This is a genomic window from Achromobacter sp. LC458, assembly GCF_001005835.2.
GTDB classification, from domain to species: Bacteria; Pseudomonadota; Gammaproteobacteria; order Burkholderiales; family Burkholderiaceae_B; genus Achromobacter; species Achromobacter spanius_B.
Genome location: NZ_LBHW02000002.1, coordinates 95,371 through 116,357 on the forward strand (window position 1 = coordinate 95,371; position 20,987 = coordinate 116,357).

Genomic DNA, 20,987 nt, shown 5'->3' on the forward strand with positions numbered 1-20,987 from the left:
CGCTAGTGGCCGCACGCCGCACGCTGCTAGCCGCACGCCGCTGGCCGCGCGCTGCTAGCCGCACGCCGCTAGCCGCGCGCGTCGCTCCACAGCCCCTACTACCGCGCCGGCCGCGCCTTCAGATCCGCCATCTCTTCCTGCATCAACTGATGCGCATACCGTGAGAACACGCTGACCAGCCGCGTTCGCGTGTGATACGGCGGGTACAGCAGCGCCACCGTCACCGGCACCGACGGGCTGAACGGGCGCACTTCCACGCCGTTGGCCTCGTACTCTTCGCGCGCGGCCAAGGGGTTGATCAGCGCCACGCCCAGCCCCGCGCCCACCAGCGCGCATACCGACGAGCCCAGCCCCGCTTCGGCCACGGTCTGCCGTTCCACCTTGGCGGCCTTGAAGACGGCGTCGATCTTCTCGCGCAGCGGCGTGGCGCTGGGAAAGGCGATGAAGGGCTCGCCCGCGAAGTCGGCGGGTTTCAGCTTTTTCAGCTTGGTCAGCCGGTGCCCCTTGGGCAGCACCGCCACGCAGCTCATCGTCAGCACGGGTTCGACCTGGATGCCCGGGCTGTCGCCCGACAACATCGCCAGCCCCGTGTCGCAAAAGCCCGAGCTGATCCAGTTATGCACCGCGCTGGCGCTGCCCGAATGGATGGACACCATCACGTCCGGGTACTCGGTCTTGAAGGCGGCGACGATGCGCGCCAGCATGCCGCCGGCCAGCCGGGGCATGGCCGCCACGCTCAGGCGGCTGGCGCTGAACGAGCGGATGCTGGCTGCCGCCGACTCCAGCCCGGCCAGGCCGATAAAGGTTTTTTCCACCTCCTGAAAGAAGCGCGAGCCGTCTTGCGTAGGGCTCAGGCGGCTGCCATTGCGGTCGAACAAGGGAAACTGGGTGATCGCTTCCAATTGCGCTATTAAGCGGCTAACGTGCGGCTGCGAGGTGTGCACGCGCCGTGCCGCGGCCGTCATCGAGCCGGTCATCATGACGGCTCGGAAGGCCTCGATGTGTCTTAAGCCCATCCGTGGAATGGCCATATCAAATCCGTATAGAGGAATACCTGATTGGAACTGGATAAAACCATACTGCTAGTTGATACTTTTTGCCAGCCGCGGGGCTCATCGCGGGACGTGGCGGACGCCGGCCAAACCGGTGCCGCCGATCGTGAATACAAATACGCGCCGATTGCACGGCGCCAAGGGAATCAGATGAAAGCATTTGCCGCGATCTCCGTCGCTGCCGCCCTGTTGGGCAGCGCGGCCACCGCCCACGCCGAAGGCCCCAGCCGTCTGGACAAGATCCGCGAAACCGGCGTGATCACCCTGGGCCACCCCGAGACCTCGGTGCCGTTTGCGTATCTGGACGGCAACCAGAAGCCGATCGGCTACACGGTGGAGATCTGCCAGGAAGTGGCCAAGCATATCCAGGCCGCGTTGAAGCTGCCCAAGCTGGACGTGCGCTACAACCCGACGACCTCGGCCACGCGCATCCCGCTGCTGGCCAACGGCACCATCGACCTGGAATGCGGCAACACCACCAACAACCTGGACCGCCACAAGCTGGTGTCGTTCGCGCCCACGACCTTCGTGGCGCAGGTGGTGCTGGTGGCGCGCAAGGATGGCGGCGTCGATCCCAACAACCTGGAATCGTTTCGCGGCAAGACCATCGCCGCCCAGGCCGGTGGCCAGACCTTCCGCCTGATCTCCGGGCTGAACGCCAAGGGCAATCTGGGCATCACGATGGCGCCCACCAAGGACACCGCCGAAACCATCCTGATGGTGGAATCGGGCCGTGCCGCGGGTTCTGCCAACGATGACGGCATCGCGTACGGCGCCGTGGCTTCGTCCAAGAACCCCGACGCGTTCGTGATCGGCAAGAAGGGCCTGGAAATGGCGCCCTACGGCATCATGGAACCCAAGGACGACCCCGCCTTCAAGAAGGTGGTGGACGATGCCGTGCTCGACCTGATCAAGACCGGCAAGGTCGCCGCCATCTACGACAAGTACTTCAATTCGCCGATTCCCCCGAAGCAGATCAACCTGAAGTACCCGATGAGCGACGCGCTCAAGCGCGCGCTGGCCAACCCGACCGATTCGGGTGACCCCAAGGCGTACGAGTAAACAGCAGGTAGTCCGCGGGACGCCCAGGCGTCCCGCGGCGGTTTTGGGGCAAGGCGCCGTGACCGGCGCCGCCATCTAGGGCACGGGCATGAACTACAACTGGAGTTGGAGCGTCTTCCTGGAGATGTCGCCGGACGGCGTGCACACCTTCCTGGAAACCATCCTGATCGGGGTGGGCTGGACGCTGGCGCTGGCGCTGACGGCGTGGGTCTTTTCGCTGTTGCTGGGGTCCTGGCTGGGCGTGATGCGCACGGCGCAATCGCGCGTGATGAATGTGTTGGGCGCGACCTACGTCGAGCTGTTTCGCAACGTGCCGCTGCTGGTGCAGATGTTCCTGTGGTACTTCGTGCTGCCTGAATTGCTGCCGCATGCCTGGGGCTTGGCGATCAAGCAGATGCCGCAACCCTGGGGGCAATTTGTGCCCGCCGTGCTGTGCCTGGGTTTCTATGGGTCGGCTCGTGTGGCCGAGCAGCTGCGCGCCGGCATCCAGTCGTTGCCGCGCGGCCAGTTCCAGGCGGGTACCGCGCTGGGGCTGACCGAGGTGCAGGTGTACCGCTACATCATCCTGCCCGAGGCGTTCCGTATCGTGCTGCCGCCGTTGACCTCGGAATTCATGGGCACCATCAAGTATTCGTCGGTGGCCTTGACCATCGGCCTGCTGGAGCTGACCGGCCAGGCGCGGTCCATGCAGGAATTCACCTTCCACATCTTCGAGGCGTTTTCCGCCGCGACGGTGATCTACCTGATCCTCAACGGCATGGTCGTGCTGGGCATGCGCCAGCTTGAGCGGCATATCGCGGTGCCCGGATTGATCGGCGCGGCCAGCAAGAGCGGCCCGGTCGCCGTCAATACCGCCGGCCTGGGCCGGTAGGGGATCGCGATGGGTAAATTTGATTTCGACGTCATCGGGACCGCACTGCCCTACCTGTTCCAGACGGGCATGACGTTCACCTTGACGCTGACGGCGCTGGCCGCCGTGATGGGCCTGGCGCTGGGCACGGTGCTGGCGATGATGCGGCTGTCGCGCTTCAAGCTGCTGTCGGTACCGGCGGGCATCTACGTCAATGTGATGCGTTCCATCCCGCTCTTGCTGGTGATCTTCTGGTTCTATTTCCTGGTGCCGTACATGGCGGCGTGGGTGGTCGGGTCGCCGACGCCGCTGCGCGTGGGGGCGTTCAATTCCGCGGTCATCACGTTCACGATGTTCGAGGCCGCGTACTTCTGCGAAATCATGCGCGCGGGCATCCAGTCCATTGCGCGTGGCCAGGTCTCGGCCAGCATGGCCATCGGACTTACGCCGTGGCAAGGCATGCGTTATGTGGTGCTGCCGCAGGCGTTTCGCAACATGGTGCCGGCGCTGCTGACCCGCGTGATCATCCTGTTCCAGGACACCTCGCTGGTCTACGTGCTGTCGCTGACCGACTTCCTGGGCGCGGCCTCCAAGATCGGCCAGCGCGATGGCCGCCTGGTCGAGCTCTACCTGTTCGTGGCGGTGGTGTATTTCGTGATCTGCTTCACGGCGTCCCGCCTGGTCAAACTGCTGGAAAAGCGCACCCGCGTGCTGCGATAGGGTTTAACGATGCAACTGTTTCCGAATACCCCGATGATCGAGATCAACCAGGTCAGCAAGTGGTACGGCTCCTTTCAGGTGCTGGATGAATGCACGACGAAAGTCGGCAAGGGCGAGGTCGTGGTGGTGTGCGGGCCGTCCGGCTCGGGCAAGTCCACGCTGATCAAGACCGTGAACGCGCTTGAACCCTTTCAAAAGGGCGACATCGTGGTCAACGGCATTTCGGTGGGCGACCCGCGCACCAACCTGCCCAAGCTGCGTTCGGTGGCCGGCATGGTGTTCCAGCACTTTGAGTTGTTCCCGCATCTGTCGGTGACCGAAAACCTGTGCCTGGGCCAGACCAAAGTGCTGGGGCGCGGCAAGCAAGAGGCCCGCGCGCGGGCGCTGACGCTGCTGGAACGCGTGGGCCTGTCGGCGCACAAGGACAAGCATCCCGGCGAACTGTCGGGCGGCCAGCAACAACGGGTGGCGATTGCGCGTGCGTTGTCGATGGACCCGGTCGTCATGTTGTTCGACGAACCCACCTCGGCGCTGGACCCCGAGATGGTCAACGAAGTGTTGGACGTCATGACGGACCTGGCCAGCGAAGGCATGACGATGATGGTGGTGACCCACGAAATGGGGTTTGCCCGCCGCGTTGCCGACCGTGTGATTTTCATGGACGGCGGCAAGATTGTCGAAGACTGCGTCAAGGACGAATTCTTCGGCAATGTCGAGGAGCGTGCCCCGCGCACGCGCCAATTTCTTTCCAAAATTTTGCAGCATTGATTCCCATGACCCAGCGGACTCCCGCCGACAATCAGACCGTGCCTGTCGACCTGCGCAGCGACACCGTCACCCACCCCACCGCGGCTATGTACGAGCGCATGCGTACCGCGCCGATTGGCGATGACGGCCTGGATGGCGACCCGTCGGTGCGCGCGCTGGAAGCGCACGTAGCGGCACTCCTGGGCAAGGAGGCCGGGCTGTTCGTGCCCAGCTGCACCATGGCCAACCTGCTGGCGGTGCTGGCGCAGACCCAGCGCAACGAACAGGTGGTGCTGGAATCGTCGGCCCACATGTACACGTCGGAGCGCGGCGCGGCCACCTTCACCGGCTTGTTCTATCAAGGCGTGTCCGGCACGGACGGCGCGATGGACCTGAACCGTGTGGAAGAGGCGTTGCTGTCGGGCGGCCACCGCTTGAAGACGTCGTTGGTGGCGATGGAAACATCGCACAACAACGCCGGCGGCACGGTGCTGCCGCTGGACCATATGCGCACGGTGCATGGCATGGCGCAGGCGGGCGGTATCCCCGTGCACCTGGACGGTGCGCGCCTGTTCAATGCGTCCGTGGCGCTGGGCGTTCCCGCCGACGAGATCACGCAGTACGCCGACACGGTGTCGCTGTGCCTGTCCAAGGGTCTGAGCGCGCCGGTGGGTGCGGTGCTGGCGGGCAGCAAGGCCGTGATCGCCAAATCGCGCACGCTGCGCCGCATGCTGGGCGGCACGCAGCGCCAGTCGGGCATCATGGCGGCGGCCGGCCTGGAAGGGGTGCAGACGATGACGGGGCGGCTGGTTGAAGACCACGTGCGCGCGCGCCGCTTGAGCGACGGCATCAACCGCCTGGCGCCGGCCCTGTCGGCTACGGTGCCGCAAACCAACATCGTGCAGGTCGAGACGGCAGATTCCGGCATGACCAATACGCAGTGGGTCGCCGCCTTGCAGGCCGAAGGGCTGCTGACGCGCCCGTGGGGCCGCACGCGGCTGCGTTGCGTGACGCATCGCCACATCGAGGACGAGGACATCGACACCGCGGTGCAAGCCTTTGCGGCAGTGCTGAAAAAACGCTGAAAAGGCGCTGAAAAAACCCCACGGTCCGGCGCTGAAAATTGCGCTGGAAAACTCGTGTTTATCGACGCCGCCGGCACCTTCCGGCGGTGCGATAATGCCGCATGTCCACGACTCATCTCACCCGAAAAGACTATTTCTGCGCACTGGCGGTCGTGGTCATCTGGGGTCTTAATTTTGTTGTCATGAAGGTCGGCATGCGGGGCTTGTCCCCCATGATGCTGGGCGCGCTTCGGTTCGCGCTGGCCGCCTTCCCCCTGATCCTTTTCGTGCGCCGGCCACAGCTGCCGTGGCACTGGATCGCCGCCTACGGGCTGGTGCAGGGGCTGGGCCAATTCGGCCTGTTGTTCACCGCGCTGAAATTCGGCATGCCGGCCGGCATGGCTTCGCTGGTCATCCAGACGCAGGCGTTCTTCACCTTGCTGCTGGCTGCGCCCGTGCTGGGCGAGCGGGCGCGGCGGCATCACTGGATCGGGTTGGGCGTGGCCGCGTTGGGGCTGGCCGTGATCGCCGGCGGGCGCGGCGAGGGGCCGGGCCAGATGACGATGCTGGGCTTTGCGCTGACGCTGGGGGGCGCGTTCATGTGGGCGGCGTCCAACATGATCGTGCGGCTGGCCAGCCGCAAGGCGCCCGGCTACGACCCCTTTGCGTTCATCGCCTGGAGCAGCGCCGCGCCGGTGCTGCCGTTCCTGTTGCTGGCCGTGCTGATCGACGGCTGGGAGCCGGTGGTGGGCATGATTACCGGCATGGGCTGGGGCGAGGCGCTGTCGGTGCTGTACCTGGCGGTGCTGGCCACGCTGGTGGCCTACACGCTGTGGACCCGCCTTCTGACCCGCCACCCCGCCGCCAAGATCGCGCCATTTTCGCTGCTGGTGCCCGTAGTGGGCCTGTGGGCGGCGTCGATGGCCTTTGGCGAGCAGTTGCAGCCGTTGCAATGGCTGGGGGCGGCCGGCGTGCTGACCGGGCTGATCATTAACCAGGTGGGCGGGCGCTGGCTGCGGAACCGGTGATCGAAACCCGTGACCGGAACGGGTCACAACCCCGCCCCTCCGGCCTGCCAAACCCGGTAATGCAACACTCATCCCTCGGCCGGCCGGACTAGCCCTTCACGGCGACCCGGATTTGTTGCCTACACCTGCTCAAAACGGATGTAACGCTTGTCGGTGTACTCGCGGCGCGTCGTGATTTCTTCTACCGAGGCGCCCGGCGGGCCGCGCCGCAGCCACTCAAGCATGTGGTCCACCTGGTCGGGCGTGCCCTGCACCAGGGCTTCGACCGTGCCGTCCAGCAGGTTCTGCACCCAGCCCGTCACACCCAGCATATGAGCGCGCCGCACGGTCGCGTGGCGATACCCCACGCCTTGCACCGTGCCGCTGACTGACACAAGAACGGTTTCGATATGGGGGTCGGTTTTAGGGTCTTGCATGGATTTTCCTTCGGATGATGCGCCGCCAATGGGATGAATAGGCGGATATGGCTACAGCGGATGGTCTATAGGCCCCATGGGCATCGAAGCGATACGTTAGTGCTCATGTCAAAACGTGCCAACGGGAACACCCGCTACCAGAGCTTGGAGAAGCCATTATGGAAGAGACCAGTTTGTTGTCGGAAGCTGAGACAGCGCGCTACAGGGATCAGGGTTACCTGGCCCTGAAGGACATGTGTCCGCAGGACGAGGTGGGCTATATCCGCCGCACCCTGCTGGACCTGTTCGCCAACAAGACGGGATACAACGAGGGTGCGCAGTACGACTTTGTGAGCCGGGACGACCCGTCCAAGCCCGCCAAGTTTCCCAGCCTGCACGATCCGCGTCATTATGCCCCCGGTCTGCTCAAGACGACTTACCACGAGCGCACGCTGGACCTGGCGCGGCAACTGCTGGGCGAAGAGGCGGCGCTGTATGGCGAGCACGCCCTGCTCAAGCCCGGCCCGTTCGGCCCCGAGACGCCGTGGCACCAGGACGAGGCGTTCCGTTCGCCCGACTTTGTCTACAACGAACTGAGCATCTGGCTGGCGCTGCAACCGGCAACCGTGGAAAACGGCTGCATGCAATTCATCCCCGGGTCCAACAAATGGGATGTGCTGGAACACCGCTCGCCCGGCGGCGACAAGAGCCTGCATCCACTGGAATGCTGCGGCGACTTTCGCCGCGACCAGGCCGTGGCCGAACCGCTGGACCCGGGCGGCATCACCGTGCATGACGCGCGCACCTTGCATTTCACGGGGCCGAATACGTCGCCGTCGCCGCGTCTGGCGTACATCCTGATCTACAACACGCCGCCGGTCTACAAGCCGGGCCGCCGTGAATTTCCGTGGCTGGAAGGCCGCTGGACCGACAGCCAGACGCGTAAAAAACAATGGCACAAGCGCGGCGGTCTGGCCGTGGATGTGATGCGCCGGCTGCCGGGCGCGCGGCTGACCAGCCCGCGTTGGGTGGCGTGGGCAACGATCCGCGCGGTCAGCAAGGTCTGGCCGCGATAGCTTGGGTGGACAGGGGGCCGAAAGAGCCCCGGTCAGAGGGGGGGCGAACGGGGCCGGCAAGCAGCGCTTGCCGGCCTCGGCGCGTATACTGGGCGGCGCCGCAGGTCCTGTTACCCAGGCGTTGCGGCGAGGCCGCCCGCAGCCGGCGGCTCCAGATTCTAAAAATACGAAACGCAGCTGGCGCACCTCTATCACTCCTCAGACCTCTCATGACCGCTAACCTTTCTACGATCACCTGCATCGAAGATTTGCGCGCCATTGCGCAACAGCGCGTGCCGCGCATGTTCTACGACTACGCCGATTCCGGCGCCTGGACCGAAGGCACCTACCGCGCCAATGAAAGCGATTTTCACAAGATCAAGCTGCGCCAGCGCGTAGCGGTGAACATGGAAGGCCGGTCGTTGCGCACCACGATGGTGGGCCATGACGTGGTGATGCCGCTGGCGATTTCGCCCACCGGCCTGACCGGCATGCAGCATGCCGACGGCGAGATCCTGGCGGCCAAGGCGGCGGCGGATTTCGGCGTGCCGTTCACCTTGTCCACGATGAGCATCTGCTCGTTGGAAGACGTGGCAGAGGCCACCAAAAAGCCGTTCTGGTTCCAGCTGTACGTGATGCGCGACCGCGAATTCGTGGCCAACCTGATCGACCGCGCCAAGGCCGCCGGCTGCACCGCGCTGGTGCTGACGCTGGACTTGCAGATCCTGGGCCAGCGCCACAAGGACATCAAGAATGGCCTGTCGACGCCGCCCAAGCCCACGCTGCGCAACCTGATCAACCTGGCGACCAAACCGCGCTGGTGCATGGGCATGCTGGGCACCAAGCGCCGCACGTTCGGCAACATCGTCGGCCACGCCAAGGGCGTCAGCGACCTGTCGTCGCTGTCCTCCTGGACGGCCGAGCAATTCGACCCGCGCCTGAGCTGGGACGATGTGGAATGGATCAAGCAGCGCTGGGGCGGCAAGCTCATCATCAAGGGCATCCTGGATGTGGAAGATGCGCACCTGGCCGCCAATAGCGGGGCCGATGCGCTGATCGTCAGCAACCACGGCGGGCGCCAGCTGGACGGCGCCATGTCGTCGATCGCGGCGTTGCCGTCGATTGCCGATGCGGTGGGCTCGAAGATCGAAGTCTGGATGGACGGCGGCATCCGTTCCGGCCAGGACATCCTGAAGGCGGTGGCGCTGGGCGCGCGCGGCACAATGATCGGCCGCGCCTTCCTGTACGGCCTGGGCGCGTACGGCCAGGCGGGCGTGACCCGCGTGCTGGAGCTGCTTTACAAGGAAATGGATACGACGATGGCGCTGTGCGGCCGCCGTAATCTTGAAGTGGGCGACCGCAGCATCCTGCTGCCCGGCACGTACCCGACCTGAGACGCGGCGCCTGTGCGCGCCATGCGATGTGATTGAACCGCCGTTCGCGGCGGCCCCCTACCTACATACCCGGCACCTCGCGCACCCCGCACACCAAGCGCACCGCGCACGACGCGGACTACGCGCCGTTGCCGGCGCCCAGGTACTGGCTGGGCCGCCGCAACGCCGGGTCGAAGGGATTGATCTGGGCGCCCACTGCGTCGGCCTCCCGGCGCAGCATCTCAACGATCAGCGGCAGGCGCTCGTCGTTGATGCGTTCGATGGGGGCGGCCACGCTCAGCGCCGCCACCGTGACGCCGTTGCGGTCTTGGACCGGCACCGCCAGCCCCGCGATATTCGGAAACACGCCCTGCCCCTGGCTGCGCGCGTACTGCAATTGCTGGCATTCCTGGATGCGCACCCGCATCGAGATTTCATCGACGAAACCCAGATGGTGCAGCCGGGGAATGTTGAAGCGGATGACCTCTTCGCGTTCCGCCTCCGGCAAGCTGGCCAGCAGCACCAGGCCGCCCTGGCCCATGCCCAGCGGCACGCGCCCGCCGATGTCGCCGGTATGCGAACGCACCGGAAAAGCCCCGTCCACCCGGTCCACGCAGACCGCGTCAAAGCCGCTGCGCACCAGCAGAAAAATGGTGTCGTTCAGCATGCCCGACAGCCGCAGCATCGCCGGGCGATACAGCGTGCGCAAGCTGGATTGATGCGTGCCTGCTGCCGCTGCCAGTGCAAAGAAAGCCACGCTCAGCTGATAGCCCTTGCTTTGCGCGGGCTGCTCCACCACGCCTTCCTGCATCAAGCCTTGCAGCACGCGATGCACCGTGGCCTGCGCCTGGCCGGTACGCGCGGCGATGTCGGTCAGCCGCAGCTTTTCACCCTTGGCATCGGCCAACACGCGCAGCACCGCAAACGCACGTTGCAAGACCCCCTGGCCGCTGGAATCGTCCGCTGTCTCAGTTTTCTTCATTATTGAATTCCGATAAACAAAATATCCAGCATCATTTGTAGCAGTAAATTCTTATGAACGGAAATAACAGCCGATAAATTCGATTGTTCGGAAAACCCTAATTGACCATGTATTTTGGCAACTCCTAGACTGCCCCATCGATAAGCCGCTAACGCGCCGGGTAACCGGGCCAACGCGCGGCACAACGCCCGCATCGGGCGACGGGGTTTGGAAAATGTCATTTTTGCGGCTGGACAACGTCTCGAAGAACTACGGCGACCTGCGCGTCGTTTCCGACCTGAACCTGACCGTTGAAAAGGGCGAGTTCGTCTCACTGCTCGGCCCCTCGGGTTGCGGCAAGACCACCACCTTGCAGATGATCGCCGGCTTTGCCGACGTGACCCAGGGCGTCATCACGCTGGATGGGCGCGACATCACCCATGCCAAGCCCAACACGCGCGGCCTGGGCATCGTGTTCCAAAGCTACGCCCTGTTTCCGCACCTGACCGTGGCCGACAACGTGGCCTTCGGCTTGAAGATGCGCAAAGTGGAACGCGCCGAGCGCGCGGAACGCGTGCGCGAGGCGCTGGCGCTGGTCAAGCTGGACAAGCACGCAGACCGCTATCCGCGCGAGCTTTCGGGCGGCCAACGCCAGCGCGTGGCGCTCTCCCGCGCGCTGGTCATCCGCCCGCCCGTGCTGCTGCTGGACGAGCCGCTGTCCAACCTGGATGCCAAGCTGCGCGAAGACATGCAGTTTGAATTGCGCGGCATCCAGAAGAAGATCGGCACCACCACCGTGATGGTCACGCACGACCAGGCCGAAGCCCTGTCGATCAGCGATCGCGTCGTGGTCATGCAGGACGGCCGCGCCACACAGGTGGACGCGCCGTTTCGCATGTACGAACATCCGCAAACCGAATTCATTTCGCGCTTTGTCGGCAAGACCAACCTGTTGCCTGGCCGCGTCACGCGTTGCGGCGCGCAAGCCGAAATCGAAACTGGCGCGCTGCGGGTGCTGGTCGACGGCGAAGGCCTGCGCCACGGCGACAACGTGCAGCTGTCGCTGCGCCCCGAAAAACTGGTGCCGGTGCCCGCCGGCCAGGGCAAGCTGGCCTGTGTGGTCAGCACGCGCTACTTCCTGGGCAGCCAGTGGATGTACGACCTGGATTCTCCGGTGGGGGCGCTGACCGTGCTGACGCCCAACGACGGCCGCCGCCCGCATGACGATGGCGAGGCCATCGGGCTGGACTGGGCCGAGGGCGTACTGCGCGTGTTGCGCGCGCCTGCCGTGGAAAAGGCAGCCTGACATGGCGACGCTGACTCAAGCCGCCACCGGCCCCAAGCCGCGCAATGATGGCCTGCTGGCCATTCTGGGCTCCATCCCGCTGGCCATTGTTTTTCTGACGCTGGTGCTGACGCCGCTGGCGCTGACCTTCGTGCTGTCGTTTCGGCCGTTCGACTACGGCGCGGGCATCTTGCCCGGCCACACGTTCGAACACTATCTGGCCGTGGTCACCGACAGCTACTTCCTGGAGATCTTCTGGCGCACTTTCTGGATCGCCGGCGTCACCACGCTGATCTGCGTGCTGATCGGCGCGCCCGAAGCCTACATCCTGTCCCGCATGGGCAAGCCGTGGCGGTCCATCTTTTTGCTGGTCGTGCTGTCGCCCCTGTTGATATCGCTGGTGGTGCGGGCGTTCGGCTGGAGCATGCTGTTGGGACCAGGCGGCGCCATCGGTCGCGCGGCCGCCGCCCTGGGCATGGGGCCGCTGCTGTACACGCCCACCGCCGTCATCATCGGCCTGGTGCACGTGATGCTGCCCTTCATGGTCATCCCCGTGTGGACGTCGCTGCAAAAGCTGGATCCCACCGTCGAGCACGCCGCGCTGTCGCTGAACGCATCGCGCTTTCAGACGCTGACGCGCATCGTGCTGCCGCAAGCCATGCCCGGCATCCTGTCGGGCAGCCTGATCGTGTTCGGCCTGTCGGCCAGCTCGTTCGCCATCCCCGCGCTGCTGGGCGGACGACGGCTGAAGATGGTCGCCACCGTCGTGTACGACGAATTCCTGACCGAGCTGAACTGGCCGCTGGGCGCGGCCATCGCCATCGTGCTGCTGGTGCTCAACGTCATCATCATGATGGCGTACAACCGCGTTGTCGAACGCTCTTACCGACGCAGCCTGGGCTAGCCGACAAGGAACCAACATGCAGAAAAACGGCCCTTTCGCGCTGGCGTTCAACTTCCTGGTGGTGGCCTTCGTGCTGGCGCCGCTGGTCATCGTGTGCCTGGTGGCGTTCACGCCCGACTCCACGCTGACGGTGCCCACCACGCAATTTTCGCTGCGCTGGTTCCGGGCGGTGTTCGAACATCCCAACTTCATGCAGGCGTTTCAGAACAGCCTGTGGCTGGCCTTTCTGTCGGCCACCATCGCCGTGTGCCTGGCCGTGCCGGCCGCCATCGCCATTACGCGTTACCGCTTCCCGGGCCGCGATGTGCTGAATGGCCTGTTCCTGTCGCCGCTGATGATTCCGCACCTGGTGCTGGGCGTGGCGCTGCTGCGCTTTTTCGCGCTGATGGGCATGGCCGGCAGCTTTTCTTGGCTGGTCGCCGCGCACGTCGTCGTCATCACGCCGTATGTGATGCGGCTGGTGATCGGCGCGCTGGTCGGCTTTGACCGCTCCATCGAACACGCCGCGCTGTCGCTGGGCGCCAGCCGCGCCACCGTGTTCTTCCAGATGACCCTGCCGCTGATCATTCCCGGCGTGTCCGGCGGCTGGCTGCTGGCCTTCATCAACAGCTTCGATGAACTGACCATGTCCGTCTTCATCACCGCGCCGTCCACCATCACGCTGCCCGTGCGCATGTACATGTACGCCACGGAATCCATCGACCCGATGATGGCCGCCGTGTCGGCGCTGGTCATCCTGTTGACCGCCGTCACCATGCTGTTGCTGGACCGCGTGTACGGCCTGGACCGCGTGCTGGTGGGGCAGCAATGAAACGCTTGCCGTTGGCGAAAAGAGAGGCGCCGGCATCATGGCAATACTGAAACGCCTGGCGGAATCGGGCCGGCCCGCCGTCCCGTTCACCTTGAACGGGCAAGCCTGTACCGCGCTGGCCGGCGACACTGTCTTGACCGCCGTGCTGACCCAGGCCGACTGCGTGCGCCATTCCGAATTCAGCGGCGCCCCACGCGCCGGCTTCTGCATGATGGGCGCCTGCCAGGACTGCTGGATGCAGCTTGAAGACGGCTCGCGCCTGCGTGCCTGCTCAACGTTTGTCGAACCCGGCATGCGCCTTTTAAGTCTGCCCATGGCGCCCGCTGCCGTGCCCGGCACGCTGGCCGCGGCACCCTGGCCCGAGGACGACATCGCATGAGCATCGTGATGCCCGTCATCGTAGGCGCCGGCCCGGCCGGCGTGCGCGCCGCCCAGGCCCTGGTCGCGCACGGCCTGCGGCCCGTCATCCTGGACGAAGCGCCGCGCGCCGGTGGCCAGATCTATCGCCAGCCACCACCCGGATTCCAGCGCCCGAAGTCCGCGCTGTACGGCTTTGAACATCGCAAGGCCGATGCCGTGCATCGCGCCATGGCCGCCTTGCAGCCGCACGCCGACTATCGACCCGGCAGCCTGGTGTGGAACGTGGAAGGCAAGACGCTGGACGTGATGCAAGACGGCGTCAGCACCGCCGTGCCCTACACCCACCTGATCCTTGCCACCGGCGCCACCGACCGCGTGCTGCCCTTTCCCGGCTGGCTGACCCCCGGCGTCTACACCCTGGGCGGATCGCAGGTCGCGCTGAAATTCCAGGGCTGCGCCATCGGATCGCGCGTGGTCTTCATGGGTACCGGGCCGCTGCTTTACCTGGTGGCCTATCAATACGCCAAGGCCGGCGCGCAAGTGGCCGCCGTGCTGGACACCGCGCGCTTTACCGACCGCCTGGCCGCGCTGCCCGGCATGCTGCGCGCGCCCGGGCTGCTGGCCAAGGGGATGTACACCATGGCCTGGCTGCGCGCGCATGGCGTGCCGCTGCATCGCGGCGTGCGGCCCGTCGCCGTGCATGGCAAGGACCGCGTATCGGGCCTGACCTATCGCCAGGCCAAGCGCGAACACACCGTGCCCTGCGACGCCGTGGCCTACGGCCTGGCGCTGCGATCCGAAACCCAACTGGCCAGCCTGGTCGGCTGCGAATTCGAATTCAATGCGCGCGATAGAAACTGGACGCCACGCCGCGATACCGCCGGACGCGGCAGCGTGCCCGGCGTCTATGTCGCCGGTGACGGCGCCGCCATCGCCGGCGCCGACGCCGCCGAACTTGCGGGTGAACGCGCCGCGTTGGCGCTGCTGCAAGACATCGGCCAACCCATCGACACCGCGCGTGCCCGCCTGCTGGAAACGCGCCTGGCCGCCAACAGCCGAGTGCGCTCCGCGCTGGAACGCGCCTTTCCCTTTCCCGAGGACTGGGCCGCAACCATCGCCGACGACACCGTCATCTGCCGCTGCGAAGACGTGACGGCCGGCACGGTGCGACGCGCCGTCACCGACACGGGCGCGCAAGAACTGAACCGCCTCAAAGCGCTGACACGCGTCGGCATGGGCCGCTGCCAGGGCCGCATGTGCGGCGCGGCGGCAGCCGAGGTCCTGGCGCAAGCCTGCGGCCGCACGCCCGCCGACGTGGGCCGCTTGCGTAACCAGCCGCCCGTCAAACCGGTACCCGTGCGCGTGGTGTGCCTGGAACGTCAGGACAAGGTGTCGACATGACGCGGCGCATCGACACCGAAGTGGCCATCATCGGCGGCGGCATCGTCGGTGGCAGCGCCGCGCTGTTCCTGCGGCGCGCCGGCGTACCCGTCGTCTTGCTGGAAGCCGCCTTGTGCGGCGCGCGCGCCAGCGGCGTCAACTATGGCGGTGTGCGGCGGCAAGGGCGCGGGCTGGAACAGATGCCCCTGGCCCGACGCGCACATGAACTGTGGGGCCAGCTGCCGTCACTGATCGGCATCGATGGCGAATACGTGCGCTCTGGTCATTTGAAGCTGGCCGCGTCCAACGCCGACATGGTGCAGTTGGAAGCGTATCGCCAGCGCACGCGCGGCTTCGGCATGCACCTGCAAATGCTGGACCGCCGCGAGCTGGCGCGCCGCTTCGGCTGGCTGGGCCAGGACGTCGCGGGCGGATCCTTCTGCCCCGAAGACGGCCACGCCAACCCCCGGCTGGTGTCACCGGCTTTCGCGCGCGCGGCGGCGGCGCTGGGCGCCGACGTGCGCGAAGGCGTGAAGGTTACCCAGGCCGATCACGACGGCACGCACTTCCTCGTGCGCGCCGACGGCCTGGAAGTGCGCTCCCGCGTCCTGCTCAATTGCGCGGGCGCCTGGGCGGGCCGCTTTGCAGAGCACTTTGGCGAAGCCGTACCCGAAACGTCCATCCACCCTTTGATGATGGTCACCGAGCCGCTGCCCCTCTTCATGGACGTCAGCCTGGGCATACAAGGCGGTGGCATCTACGCACGACAGGTCGCGCGCGGCAATTGCGTCATCGGCGGTGGCCGTGGCGTGTCCACCGACCCCGACTACGCACGGCCCGGCCGCGCCGGCCTGGGCGCGCTGATGGCCAACGCTACCCGGCTGCTGCCCGTGCTGCGCGGCGCGCAGGTCATCCGCTTCTGGACCGGCGTGGAAGGCAACATGCCCGACCACAATCCCGTGCTGGGCCCCAGCGCCCGAGTCCCCGGCCTGTTCCACGCCTTCGGCCTGTCCGGCGCCGGTTTCCAGATCGGCCCCGCCGTGGGCGAAGTGCTTTCCGAACTGGTCCTGCGCGGCCAGTCCTCGATTCCTATCGATGCCTTTTGCATTGAACGATACGCGGCCGCCGCTCACGGCGCCGTGGCTCGGCCTGAACGTGTTCGTGAGCAAACGCAGGAGTCACCATGATGGATAAGAAACAGGGCGCATCGCGCCTGAGCAAGGGGAAGCGGCTGCTGGGCGCGGCAACGTTGGCGTTGCTGTCCGCAGGGGCCATGGCGCAGCAAAAGACCTTGTACGTCGGCATGAACGGCGGCGACATGGAACGCGCCTTCACGCAATACGTGTTCCCCGATTTCGAGAAAGCCAACAACGTGAAAATCGTCGTCGTGCCCGGCACGTCGACCGACGTACTGGCCAAGGCGCAAGCCTACAAAGACAACCCGCAGATGCACGTCATGTTCCTGGACGACGGCATCATGGCGCGCGCCATCTCCATGGGCCTGTGCCAACAGCTCAATGACGACCCCGTTCTGAAAGAGCTGTACCCCACCGCCGTGATGAAAGACCGCATGGCCGCCGGCATCGACATCGGCATGACCGGCCTGGGCTACAACACCAAGATGTTCGCCGACAAAGGCTGGGCACCGCCCACCTCCTGGATGGACCTGGCCGACCCCAAGTACAAAGGCAAGGTCGTATTCCAGTCCGCCGCCGGCAGCACCTTCGGCCTGCACGGCTTCCTGATGTTCAACCGCATCCAGGGCGGCGACGACAAGAACTATGAACCCGGCTTCAAGAAGTGGCCCGACACCATCGGCCCCAACGTGCTGGAATACATCCCCAACTCGGCCAAGCTGGCCGAAATGATCCAGTCCAACGAAGCCGCCATCTTCCCGCTGACCCCCACCGCCATCGCCCGCCTGAAAAAGCGCGACATCCCGGTGGAATACGCCCAGCCCAAGGAAGGCTCCGTCATCCTGATGGTGGGTGAATGCGTCATCGCCAAGAACAGCGAACCCGAACTCTCGCAAAAATTGGCGCTGTACCTCTTGTCCGCCAGCGCGCAGGCCAAGGCACTGGAAATGGGCGGCCACTTCCCATCCAACAAAAACGTCAAGGCGTCCGCCGCCAGCGCCGACGCGCTCAAGCGCTTCCAGGGCTACATGGAAAACGCCAAGATCCTGGATTGGGACCAGATCAACACTGCGCGCCCCGCCTTCAACGCCCGCTGGAATCGCACCGTCGAACGTTGATAAGATCTTGCAGCGCGCCTGTGGATAAACCGCAAGCGCGCTCGCAAGCAAGCGCCTGCCAGCGTACGGCCGGTACGCGCGTAGCAGACGCGCGTCTGCTAACACGCGTCTGCTAACGCGCGTCTGCTACGCCCGTCCGCCAACAAGGAACCTTTGCATGCGGCTCATCATCAATTCCGGCGGTCCCGCCGCCATCGACGCATGGCGCGCACAGTTCCACGCCTTCGCGCCGCAGTTGGACGTGGTCGGCTGGCATGAAGACGTCGCGCCCGACAGCGTCGATTACGCGCTGGTCTGGGCGCCCGACGCCGGCCGCCTCGCCACGTTCCCCAACCTGAAACTGATCATCAGCGCGGGCGCCGGCGTCGACCACATCCTGGCCGACCCCCAGCTACCCCGGCACTTGCGCATCGCCCGCATGGTCACCGCCCGCACCCAAACCGAAATGGCCGAATTCGTGCTGACGTCCGCGCTGATGCTCACGCGCGACATCAAGCGCGTGGTGAATAACCAGGCACGCCAACATTGGGAACTGTTCGACTCCCTGCGCGTTGCCGCGGACGTACGCGTCGGCATCATGGGCCTGGGCCACCTGGGCGTCGCCGCCGCGCAACTGCTGTCACGTGTCGGCTTCCCCGTCAGCGGCTGGTCACGCGGCGCCAGCCAACTCGACGGCCTGCCGTCCTATGCGGGCCAAGCCCAGTTCGGCCAATTCCTGGCCAACACCGACCTGCTGGTCTGCCTGCTGCCCGCCACCGAGGCCACCAAAGGCATCCTCAACGCCACCACGCTATCGCAGCTGCCGCGCGGCGCCAGCCTGATCAACGCCGGCCGTGGCACGCATATGGTCACGCAAGACGTCATCGCCGCGCTGGACAGCGGCCAATTGCACCAAGCGGTGCTGGACGTTTTCGAACAAGAGCCGCTACCGGCGGACTCCCCCTTGTGGACGCACCCGCAGATCATCATCACGCCCCATTGCGCGGCGATCCCCGACCGCAAGGAACGCGCCCGTCACACCGCATGGCTGATCGAAGCCAACGAGCGCGGCGATGCGCTACCCAACATCTACGATCCGCTGCGCGGATATTGAGCGCACTACCAAGAGGCGTCTATCCCGCCGGCAGGAATGAACATCAAGCTCTAGCATTGGCACTGGCGCCAGCAGCGGCAGCACCAGCACCCGCACCCGCACCAGCCCGCACCAGCACCCGCACCAGCATCAGCACCCGCACCAGCATCAGCACCCGCACCAGCATCAGCACCCGCACCAGCACCCGCACCAGCATCAGCACCCGCACCAGCATCAGCAACAGCACCAGCACCAGCATCAGCACCAGCACCAGCACCAGCATCAGCATCAGCAACAGCATCAAGCAGCAACAGCAGGCAGTAAGCACGGAGCAACACCAAGCACCAAGCACGGAGCAACACCAAGCACCAAGCACCCAGCACGCCACACCAATCAAGACGGCCCGGCACCAATCAAGACGACCCCGCACCAACGCGCGTAAGCCCCAAAAGGCCGCCCGCGCGGCCGGCCTGGGGCGGGCCCCGCAAGATCTTCCAGCCCACCACCACCCTCGCAAAAAAACGCCAAGCACTCCACCCTCCCCCCCTGACGTCAGCGCAAACTGACCGAGCATGGTGTGGCGGTGGCTGGTGGGAGGCGGGGAGTCGATAAGCCCGAGGGAATCCGAAGGCAGTCGCCGCAGGCGACAACGAGGATGACGACGGGGCAGTCCGGAGCGAAGGCTCCGGACCGCAATCGTTGACCCGCCTCCCACCAGCCGCCGCCACGCCGTGCGTCAAAAGAACCCTCCCCAACAAAAAAACCGCAAAATCCGCAAATCCCCCAAAGCTACATTGCCCTCCAAGGAGCAAGCATGAAGCCCGAAACCCGATCCCTCTACACCGACCGCCTGGACCCCGTCCTGCGCTGGCTCGCCGCCCACCCTGACGCCGACCCCGATCTGCACCAGCTGGCCGACCTGGCTTGCCTGTCGCCGTATCACTTTCACCGGGTCTACCGCGCCATGATGGGCGAAACGGTCAACGCCACCGTCCAACGCATCCGCATGCATCGCGCCGCCGCTGCCTTGGCCGATTCCCAGGCGCCGTTAAGAGCCATTGCACAACGCGCCGGTTACGACTCCGACGCCGCCTTCAATCGGGCGTTCGGCAACTTCTTCGGCACCCCGCCCGGCCGCTACCGCGCCGCGCGTTCCCAACCCTTAGCCCTTCAGGAGCCTGCCGTGTACCCCATCGCCATCGAACCCTTCCCCGGCGCCACCCTCGCCGTCCTGCCCCACCAAGGCAGCTACCAAGACATCGGCCCCGTCTTTACCCGCGCCTTCATGCTTGCCTACGGCCGTGGCATCGCCGACCCCGCAACGCCAGGCTTCGGCGTCTACTTCGACGACCCCGAACAAGTCCCCGAAAACAAGCTGCGATCCCTGGCCGGCATGGCCGTCAACGTTGACGCCGACTTGGGCGAAGAACTGCAACGCCACATCATCCCCGCCTGCCGCTGCGCCATCCTGACCTATACCGGCCCCTACAACGAAATGGCCAAACCCTACCAATGGATGTTCTCTGAATGGCTACCCGCCAGCGGCCACCTGCCCGCCGACATCCCCATGTTCGAGCAATACCTGAACGACCCCCGCAACACCCCGCCCGCCCAACTGCAAACCCGCATCTGCCTGCCCTTGAAATAAGGTCCGGCACGGCGCCACCCGCTACCCCAGCACGCCGGCCAGGTACTGCCTGAGCCACGCGTGCGCCGGGTCGTCCTGATAGCGCTCGTGCCAGTACAACGACACCGTAATCTGCGGCAACGTCAACGGCACCTTCTGCGTCACAATCCGCGCCGCGCCCGACATCGCGCGTGCAACGCTTACCGGCATCGTCGCAATCAAATCCGACCCTTCCACAATGAACGGGCACACCAGATAACTGGACAACGTCGCCACGATCTTGCGGCTGCGGTTCTGCCCCATCAAGATGCGATCAATCGCCGTACTGAAATAACGCGTGTGCGCCGCCAGATCCAGATGCCCATAGCTCAGGTACGCGTCCAGGTTCCAACGCTTGCGCAAACACGGATGCCCCTCGCGCACGATGCACACCGCCGGCTCCTGGTACAGAAAGCGTGTGCGCAGATCCGGCGCCGGGTCAGGAAAATAACCCGCGATCAACTCCACATGGTTCGTGTCCAGCATGCTCAAGCCATGTTGTGGCCGGGCCGGCACAATCTGCAATTGGAAGTGCGGCGCATCCACCGCCAGCCGCGGAATCAACTTCGGCAGCAACGTGTATTGCACATAGTCCGTTGCGTACAACGACAACGTGCGCGATGAATTCGCCGGGTCGAACGCCTCGCGGGTGCGAGTCGCGCGATGCCAGCTTTCCAGCAAGGGCTTGAAGTTCTGATGCAACTCCATCGCGCGCAACGTCGGCTGCCACGCACCGCCCTCGCGCACCAGCAACGGGTCGCCGAACAGCTGACGCAGCCGATTCATCGCCGCGCTCATCGCCGGCTGGCTGATGTTCATCGCCTCGGCCGCGCGCGACACGTTGCGGCACGCCATCAGCGCGTCAAAATGCAAAAGCAGATTCAGGTCCGGATTCTTCACGGCCATGCACCTATAAATAGCGTTTATACAAATATAAGCCCGCAGGGC

23 protein-coding genes are annotated in these 20,987 nt (G+C 65.4%); 17 read left to right on the forward strand and 6 right to left on the reverse strand.

Annotated elements, in window-relative coordinates:
* Nucleotides 1-98 precede the first annotated feature (98 nt).
* On the reverse strand, nucleotides 99-1,031 hold the full coding sequence (locus tag YH64_RS02620; protein WP_082134415.1) for a LysR substrate-binding domain-containing protein: 933 nt from the start codon (nucleotides 1,029-1,031) through the stop codon (nucleotides 99-101).
* 171 nt (nucleotides 1,032-1,202) lie between these two features.
* Here YH64_RS02620 and YH64_RS02625 point away from each other — a divergent pair, with 171 nt between their 5' ends.
* From YH64_RS02625 to YH64_RS02650, 6 genes are all read left to right on the forward strand, one after another.
* On the forward strand, nucleotides 1,203-2,114 hold the full coding sequence (locus YH64_RS02625; protein WP_046804060.1) for an amino acid ABC transporter substrate-binding protein: 912 nt from the start codon (nucleotides 1,203-1,205) through the stop codon (nucleotides 2,112-2,114).
* Between the two features lie 88 nt (nucleotides 2,115-2,202).
* Nucleotides 2,203-2,985 carry an amino acid ABC transporter permease gene (locus YH64_RS02630; protein WP_046804037.1) on the forward strand — a complete coding sequence of 261 codons (783 nt, stop codon included), beginning with the start codon at nucleotides 2,203-2,205 and terminating at the stop codon, nucleotides 2,983-2,985.
* A 9-nt stretch (nucleotides 2,986-2,994) separates the two neighbouring features.
* Nucleotides 2,995-3,684 carry an amino acid ABC transporter permease gene (locus YH64_RS02635; protein WP_046804036.1) on the forward strand — a complete coding sequence of 230 codons (690 nt, stop codon included), beginning with the start codon at nucleotides 2,995-2,997 and terminating at the stop codon, nucleotides 3,682-3,684.
* Nucleotides 3,685-3,717: 33 nt separating this feature from the next.
* Nucleotides 3,718-4,452: an amino acid ABC transporter ATP-binding protein gene (locus YH64_RS02640; protein WP_046804059.1), complete on the forward strand. Its 735-nt coding sequence runs from the start codon at nucleotides 3,718-3,720 to the stop codon at nucleotides 4,450-4,452.
* A gap of 5 nt (nucleotides 4,453-4,457) precedes the next feature.
* The gene (locus tag YH64_RS02645) at nucleotides 4,458-5,516 is read left to right on the forward strand and encodes a low specificity L-threonine aldolase (protein WP_046804035.1); all 1,059 of its coding nucleotides are present in this window, start codon (nucleotides 4,458-4,460) and stop codon (nucleotides 5,514-5,516) included.
* A gap of 101 nt (nucleotides 5,517-5,617) precedes the next feature.
* A complete protein-coding gene (locus tag YH64_RS02650; protein ID WP_046804034.1) occupies nucleotides 5,618-6,523 on the forward strand; it encodes an EamA family transporter in 906 nt (301 codons plus the stop codon).
* 119 nt (nucleotides 6,524-6,642) lie between these two features.
* Here the strand turns inward: YH64_RS02650 and YH64_RS02655 are convergent, their stop codons facing one another.
* Nucleotides 6,643-6,939 (reverse strand): acylphosphatase, encoded by a 297-nt coding sequence (locus YH64_RS02655; protein WP_046804033.1) that lies wholly within the window; start codon nucleotides 6,937-6,939, stop codon nucleotides 6,643-6,645.
* Between the two features lie 158 nt (nucleotides 6,940-7,097).
* Here YH64_RS02655 and YH64_RS02660 point away from each other — a divergent pair, with 158 nt between their 5' ends.
* Nucleotides 7,098-7,994 (forward strand): phytanoyl-CoA dioxygenase family protein, encoded by an 897-nt coding sequence (locus YH64_RS02660; RefSeq protein ID WP_046804032.1) that lies wholly within the window; start codon nucleotides 7,098-7,100, stop codon nucleotides 7,992-7,994.
* Nucleotides 7,995-8,203: 209 nt separating this feature from the next.
* On the forward strand, nucleotides 8,204-9,367 hold the full coding sequence (locus YH64_RS02665) for an alpha-hydroxy acid oxidase (RefSeq protein ID WP_046804031.1): 1,164 nt from the start codon (nucleotides 8,204-8,206) through the stop codon (nucleotides 9,365-9,367).
* Between the two features lie 118 nt (nucleotides 9,368-9,485).
* Here YH64_RS02665 and YH64_RS02670 read toward each other — a convergent pair whose 3' ends face one another.
* Both YH64_RS02670 and YH64_RS30320 read right to left on the reverse strand, forming a co-directional pair.
* Nucleotides 9,486-10,328 (reverse strand): IclR family transcriptional regulator, encoded by an 843-nt coding sequence (locus tag YH64_RS02670; protein WP_104142370.1) that lies wholly within the window; start codon nucleotides 10,326-10,328, stop codon nucleotides 9,486-9,488.
* Complete coding sequence (locus YH64_RS30320) at nucleotides 10,328-10,549, reverse strand: hypothetical protein (RefSeq protein ID WP_221935888.1); 222 nt, start codon at nucleotides 10,547-10,549, stop codon at nucleotides 10,328-10,330. Before YH64_RS30320 ends, YH64_RS02670 begins: the two co-directional genes overlap by 1 nt.
* Here YH64_RS30320 and YH64_RS02675 point away from each other — a divergent pair.
* The 8 genes from YH64_RS02675 (at nucleotide 10,543) to YH64_RS02710 (ending at nucleotide 18,394) form a co-directional block, all read left to right on the forward strand.
* Nucleotides 10,543-11,613, forward strand: coding sequence for an ABC transporter ATP-binding protein (locus YH64_RS02675; RefSeq protein ID WP_046804030.1), 1,071 nt, complete (start codon nucleotides 10,543-10,545; stop codon nucleotides 11,611-11,613). The genes YH64_RS30320 and YH64_RS02675 overlap by 7 nt on opposite strands.
* Before the next feature lies 1 nt (nucleotide 11,614).
* Complete coding sequence (locus tag YH64_RS02680) at nucleotides 11,615-12,496, forward strand: ABC transporter permease (RefSeq protein WP_046804029.1); 882 nt, start codon at nucleotides 11,615-11,617, stop codon at nucleotides 12,494-12,496.
* Between the two features lie 16 nt (nucleotides 12,497-12,512).
* Entirely contained in the window at nucleotides 12,513-13,307 is a 795-nt protein-coding gene (locus tag YH64_RS02685; RefSeq protein ID WP_046804028.1) for an ABC transporter permease, read from the forward strand.
* A gap of 37 nt (nucleotides 13,308-13,344) precedes the next feature.
* Nucleotides 13,345-13,686, forward strand: a complete 342-nt coding sequence (locus YH64_RS02690) for a (2Fe-2S)-binding protein (protein ID WP_046804027.1) — start codon at nucleotides 13,345-13,347, stop codon at nucleotides 13,684-13,686.
* Nucleotides 13,683-15,068, forward strand: a complete 1,386-nt coding sequence (locus YH64_RS02695; RefSeq protein ID WP_046804026.1) for an NAD(P)/FAD-dependent oxidoreductase — start codon at nucleotides 13,683-13,685, stop codon at nucleotides 15,066-15,068. The genes YH64_RS02690 and YH64_RS02695 overlap by 4 nt, the downstream gene beginning before the upstream one ends.
* Nucleotides 15,065-16,234, forward strand: coding sequence for an FAD-binding oxidoreductase (locus YH64_RS02700; RefSeq protein ID WP_046804025.1), 1,170 nt, complete (start codon nucleotides 15,065-15,067; stop codon nucleotides 16,232-16,234). The genes YH64_RS02695 and YH64_RS02700 overlap by 4 nt, the downstream gene beginning before the upstream one ends.
* Nucleotides 16,231-17,301 (forward strand): ABC transporter substrate-binding protein, encoded by a 1,071-nt coding sequence (locus YH64_RS02705; protein WP_046804024.1) that lies wholly within the window; start codon nucleotides 16,231-16,233, stop codon nucleotides 17,299-17,301. Before YH64_RS02700 ends, YH64_RS02705 begins: the two co-directional genes overlap by 4 nt.
* A 157-nt stretch (nucleotides 17,302-17,458) precedes the next feature.
* The gene (locus YH64_RS02710; protein ID WP_046804023.1) at nucleotides 17,459-18,394 is read left to right on the forward strand and encodes a glyoxylate/hydroxypyruvate reductase A; all 936 of its coding nucleotides are present in this window, start codon (nucleotides 17,459-17,461) and stop codon (nucleotides 18,392-18,394) included.
* Between the two features lie 43 nt (nucleotides 18,395-18,437).
* Here YH64_RS02710 and YH64_RS30050 read toward each other — a convergent pair whose 3' ends face one another.
* Nucleotides 18,438-18,701, reverse strand: a complete 264-nt coding sequence (locus tag YH64_RS30050) for a hypothetical protein (RefSeq protein ID WP_185975323.1) — start codon at nucleotides 18,699-18,701, stop codon at nucleotides 18,438-18,440.
* A gap of 486 nt (nucleotides 18,702-19,187) precedes the next feature.
* On the opposite strand from YH64_RS30050, the gene YH64_RS02720 reads away from it, so the two are divergent.
* The gene (locus YH64_RS02720) at nucleotides 19,188-20,021 is read left to right on the forward strand and encodes a GyrI-like domain-containing protein (protein ID WP_046804021.1); all 834 of its coding nucleotides are present in this window, start codon (nucleotides 19,188-19,190) and stop codon (nucleotides 20,019-20,021) included.
* 21 nt (nucleotides 20,022-20,042) lie between these two features.
* Here YH64_RS02720 and YH64_RS02725 read toward each other — a convergent pair whose 3' ends face one another.
* Nucleotides 20,043-20,945: a LysR family transcriptional regulator gene (locus YH64_RS02725; RefSeq protein WP_185975324.1), complete on the reverse strand. Its 903-nt coding sequence runs from the start codon at nucleotides 20,943-20,945 to the stop codon at nucleotides 20,043-20,045.
* Nucleotides 20,946-20,987: the final 42 nt, after the last annotated feature.

Coding starts and splice junctions, on each gene's coding strand:
- YH64_RS02620 (WP_082134415.1), bottom strand. CDS start 1,031: ATGGCCATTCCACGGATGGGCTTAAGACACATCGAGGCCTTCCGAGCC.
- YH64_RS02625 (WP_046804060.1), top strand. CDS start 1,203: ATGAAAGCATTTGCCGCGATCTCCGTCGCTGCCGCCCTGTTGGGCAGC.
- YH64_RS02630 (WP_046804037.1), top strand. CDS start 2,203: ATGAACTACAACTGGAGTTGGAGCGTCTTCCTGGAGATGTCGCCGGAC.
- YH64_RS02635 (WP_046804036.1), top strand. CDS start 2,995: ATGGGTAAATTTGATTTCGACGTCATCGGGACCGCACTGCCCTACCTG.
- YH64_RS02640 (WP_046804059.1), top strand. CDS start 3,718: ATGATCGAGATCAACCAGGTCAGCAAGTGGTACGGCTCCTTTCAGGTG.
- YH64_RS02645 (WP_046804035.1), top strand. CDS start 4,458: ATGACCCAGCGGACTCCCGCCGACAATCAGACCGTGCCTGTCGACCTG.
- YH64_RS02650 (WP_046804034.1), top strand. CDS start 5,618: ATGTCCACGACTCATCTCACCCGAAAAGACTATTTCTGCGCACTGGCG.
- YH64_RS02655 (WP_046804033.1), bottom strand. CDS start 6,939: ATGCAAGACCCTAAAACCGACCCCCATATCGAAACCGTTCTTGTGTCA.
- YH64_RS02660 (WP_046804032.1), top strand. CDS start 7,098: ATGGAAGAGACCAGTTTGTTGTCGGAAGCTGAGACAGCGCGCTACAGG.
- YH64_RS02665 (WP_046804031.1), top strand. CDS start 8,204: ATGACCGCTAACCTTTCTACGATCACCTGCATCGAAGATTTGCGCGCC.
- YH64_RS02670 (WP_104142370.1), bottom strand. CDS start 10,328: ATGAAGAAAACTGAGACAGCGGACGATTCCAGCGGCCAGGGGGTCTTG.
- YH64_RS02675 (WP_046804030.1), top strand. CDS start 10,543: ATGTCATTTTTGCGGCTGGACAACGTCTCGAAGAACTACGGCGACCTG.
- YH64_RS30320 (WP_221935888.1), bottom strand. CDS start 10,549: ATGACATTTTCCAAACCCCGTCGCCCGATGCGGGCGTTGTGCCGCGCG.
- YH64_RS02680 (WP_046804029.1), top strand. CDS start 11,615: ATGGCGACGCTGACTCAAGCCGCCACCGGCCCCAAGCCGCGCAATGAT.
- YH64_RS02685 (WP_046804028.1), top strand. CDS start 12,513: ATGCAGAAAAACGGCCCTTTCGCGCTGGCGTTCAACTTCCTGGTGGTG.
- YH64_RS02690 (WP_046804027.1), top strand. CDS start 13,345: ATGGCAATACTGAAACGCCTGGCGGAATCGGGCCGGCCCGCCGTCCCG.
- YH64_RS02695 (WP_046804026.1), top strand. CDS start 13,683: ATGAGCATCGTGATGCCCGTCATCGTAGGCGCCGGCCCGGCCGGCGTG.
- YH64_RS02700 (WP_046804025.1), top strand. CDS start 15,065: ATGACGCGGCGCATCGACACCGAAGTGGCCATCATCGGCGGCGGCATC.
- YH64_RS02705 (WP_046804024.1), top strand. CDS start 16,231: ATGATGGATAAGAAACAGGGCGCATCGCGCCTGAGCAAGGGGAAGCGG.
- YH64_RS02710 (WP_046804023.1), top strand. CDS start 17,459: ATGCGGCTCATCATCAATTCCGGCGGTCCCGCCGCCATCGACGCATGG.
- YH64_RS02720 (WP_046804021.1), top strand. CDS start 19,188: ATGAAGCCCGAAACCCGATCCCTCTACACCGACCGCCTGGACCCCGTC.
- YH64_RS02725 (WP_185975324.1), bottom strand. CDS start 20,945: ATGGCCGTGAAGAATCCGGACCTGAATCTGCTTTTGCATTTTGACGCG.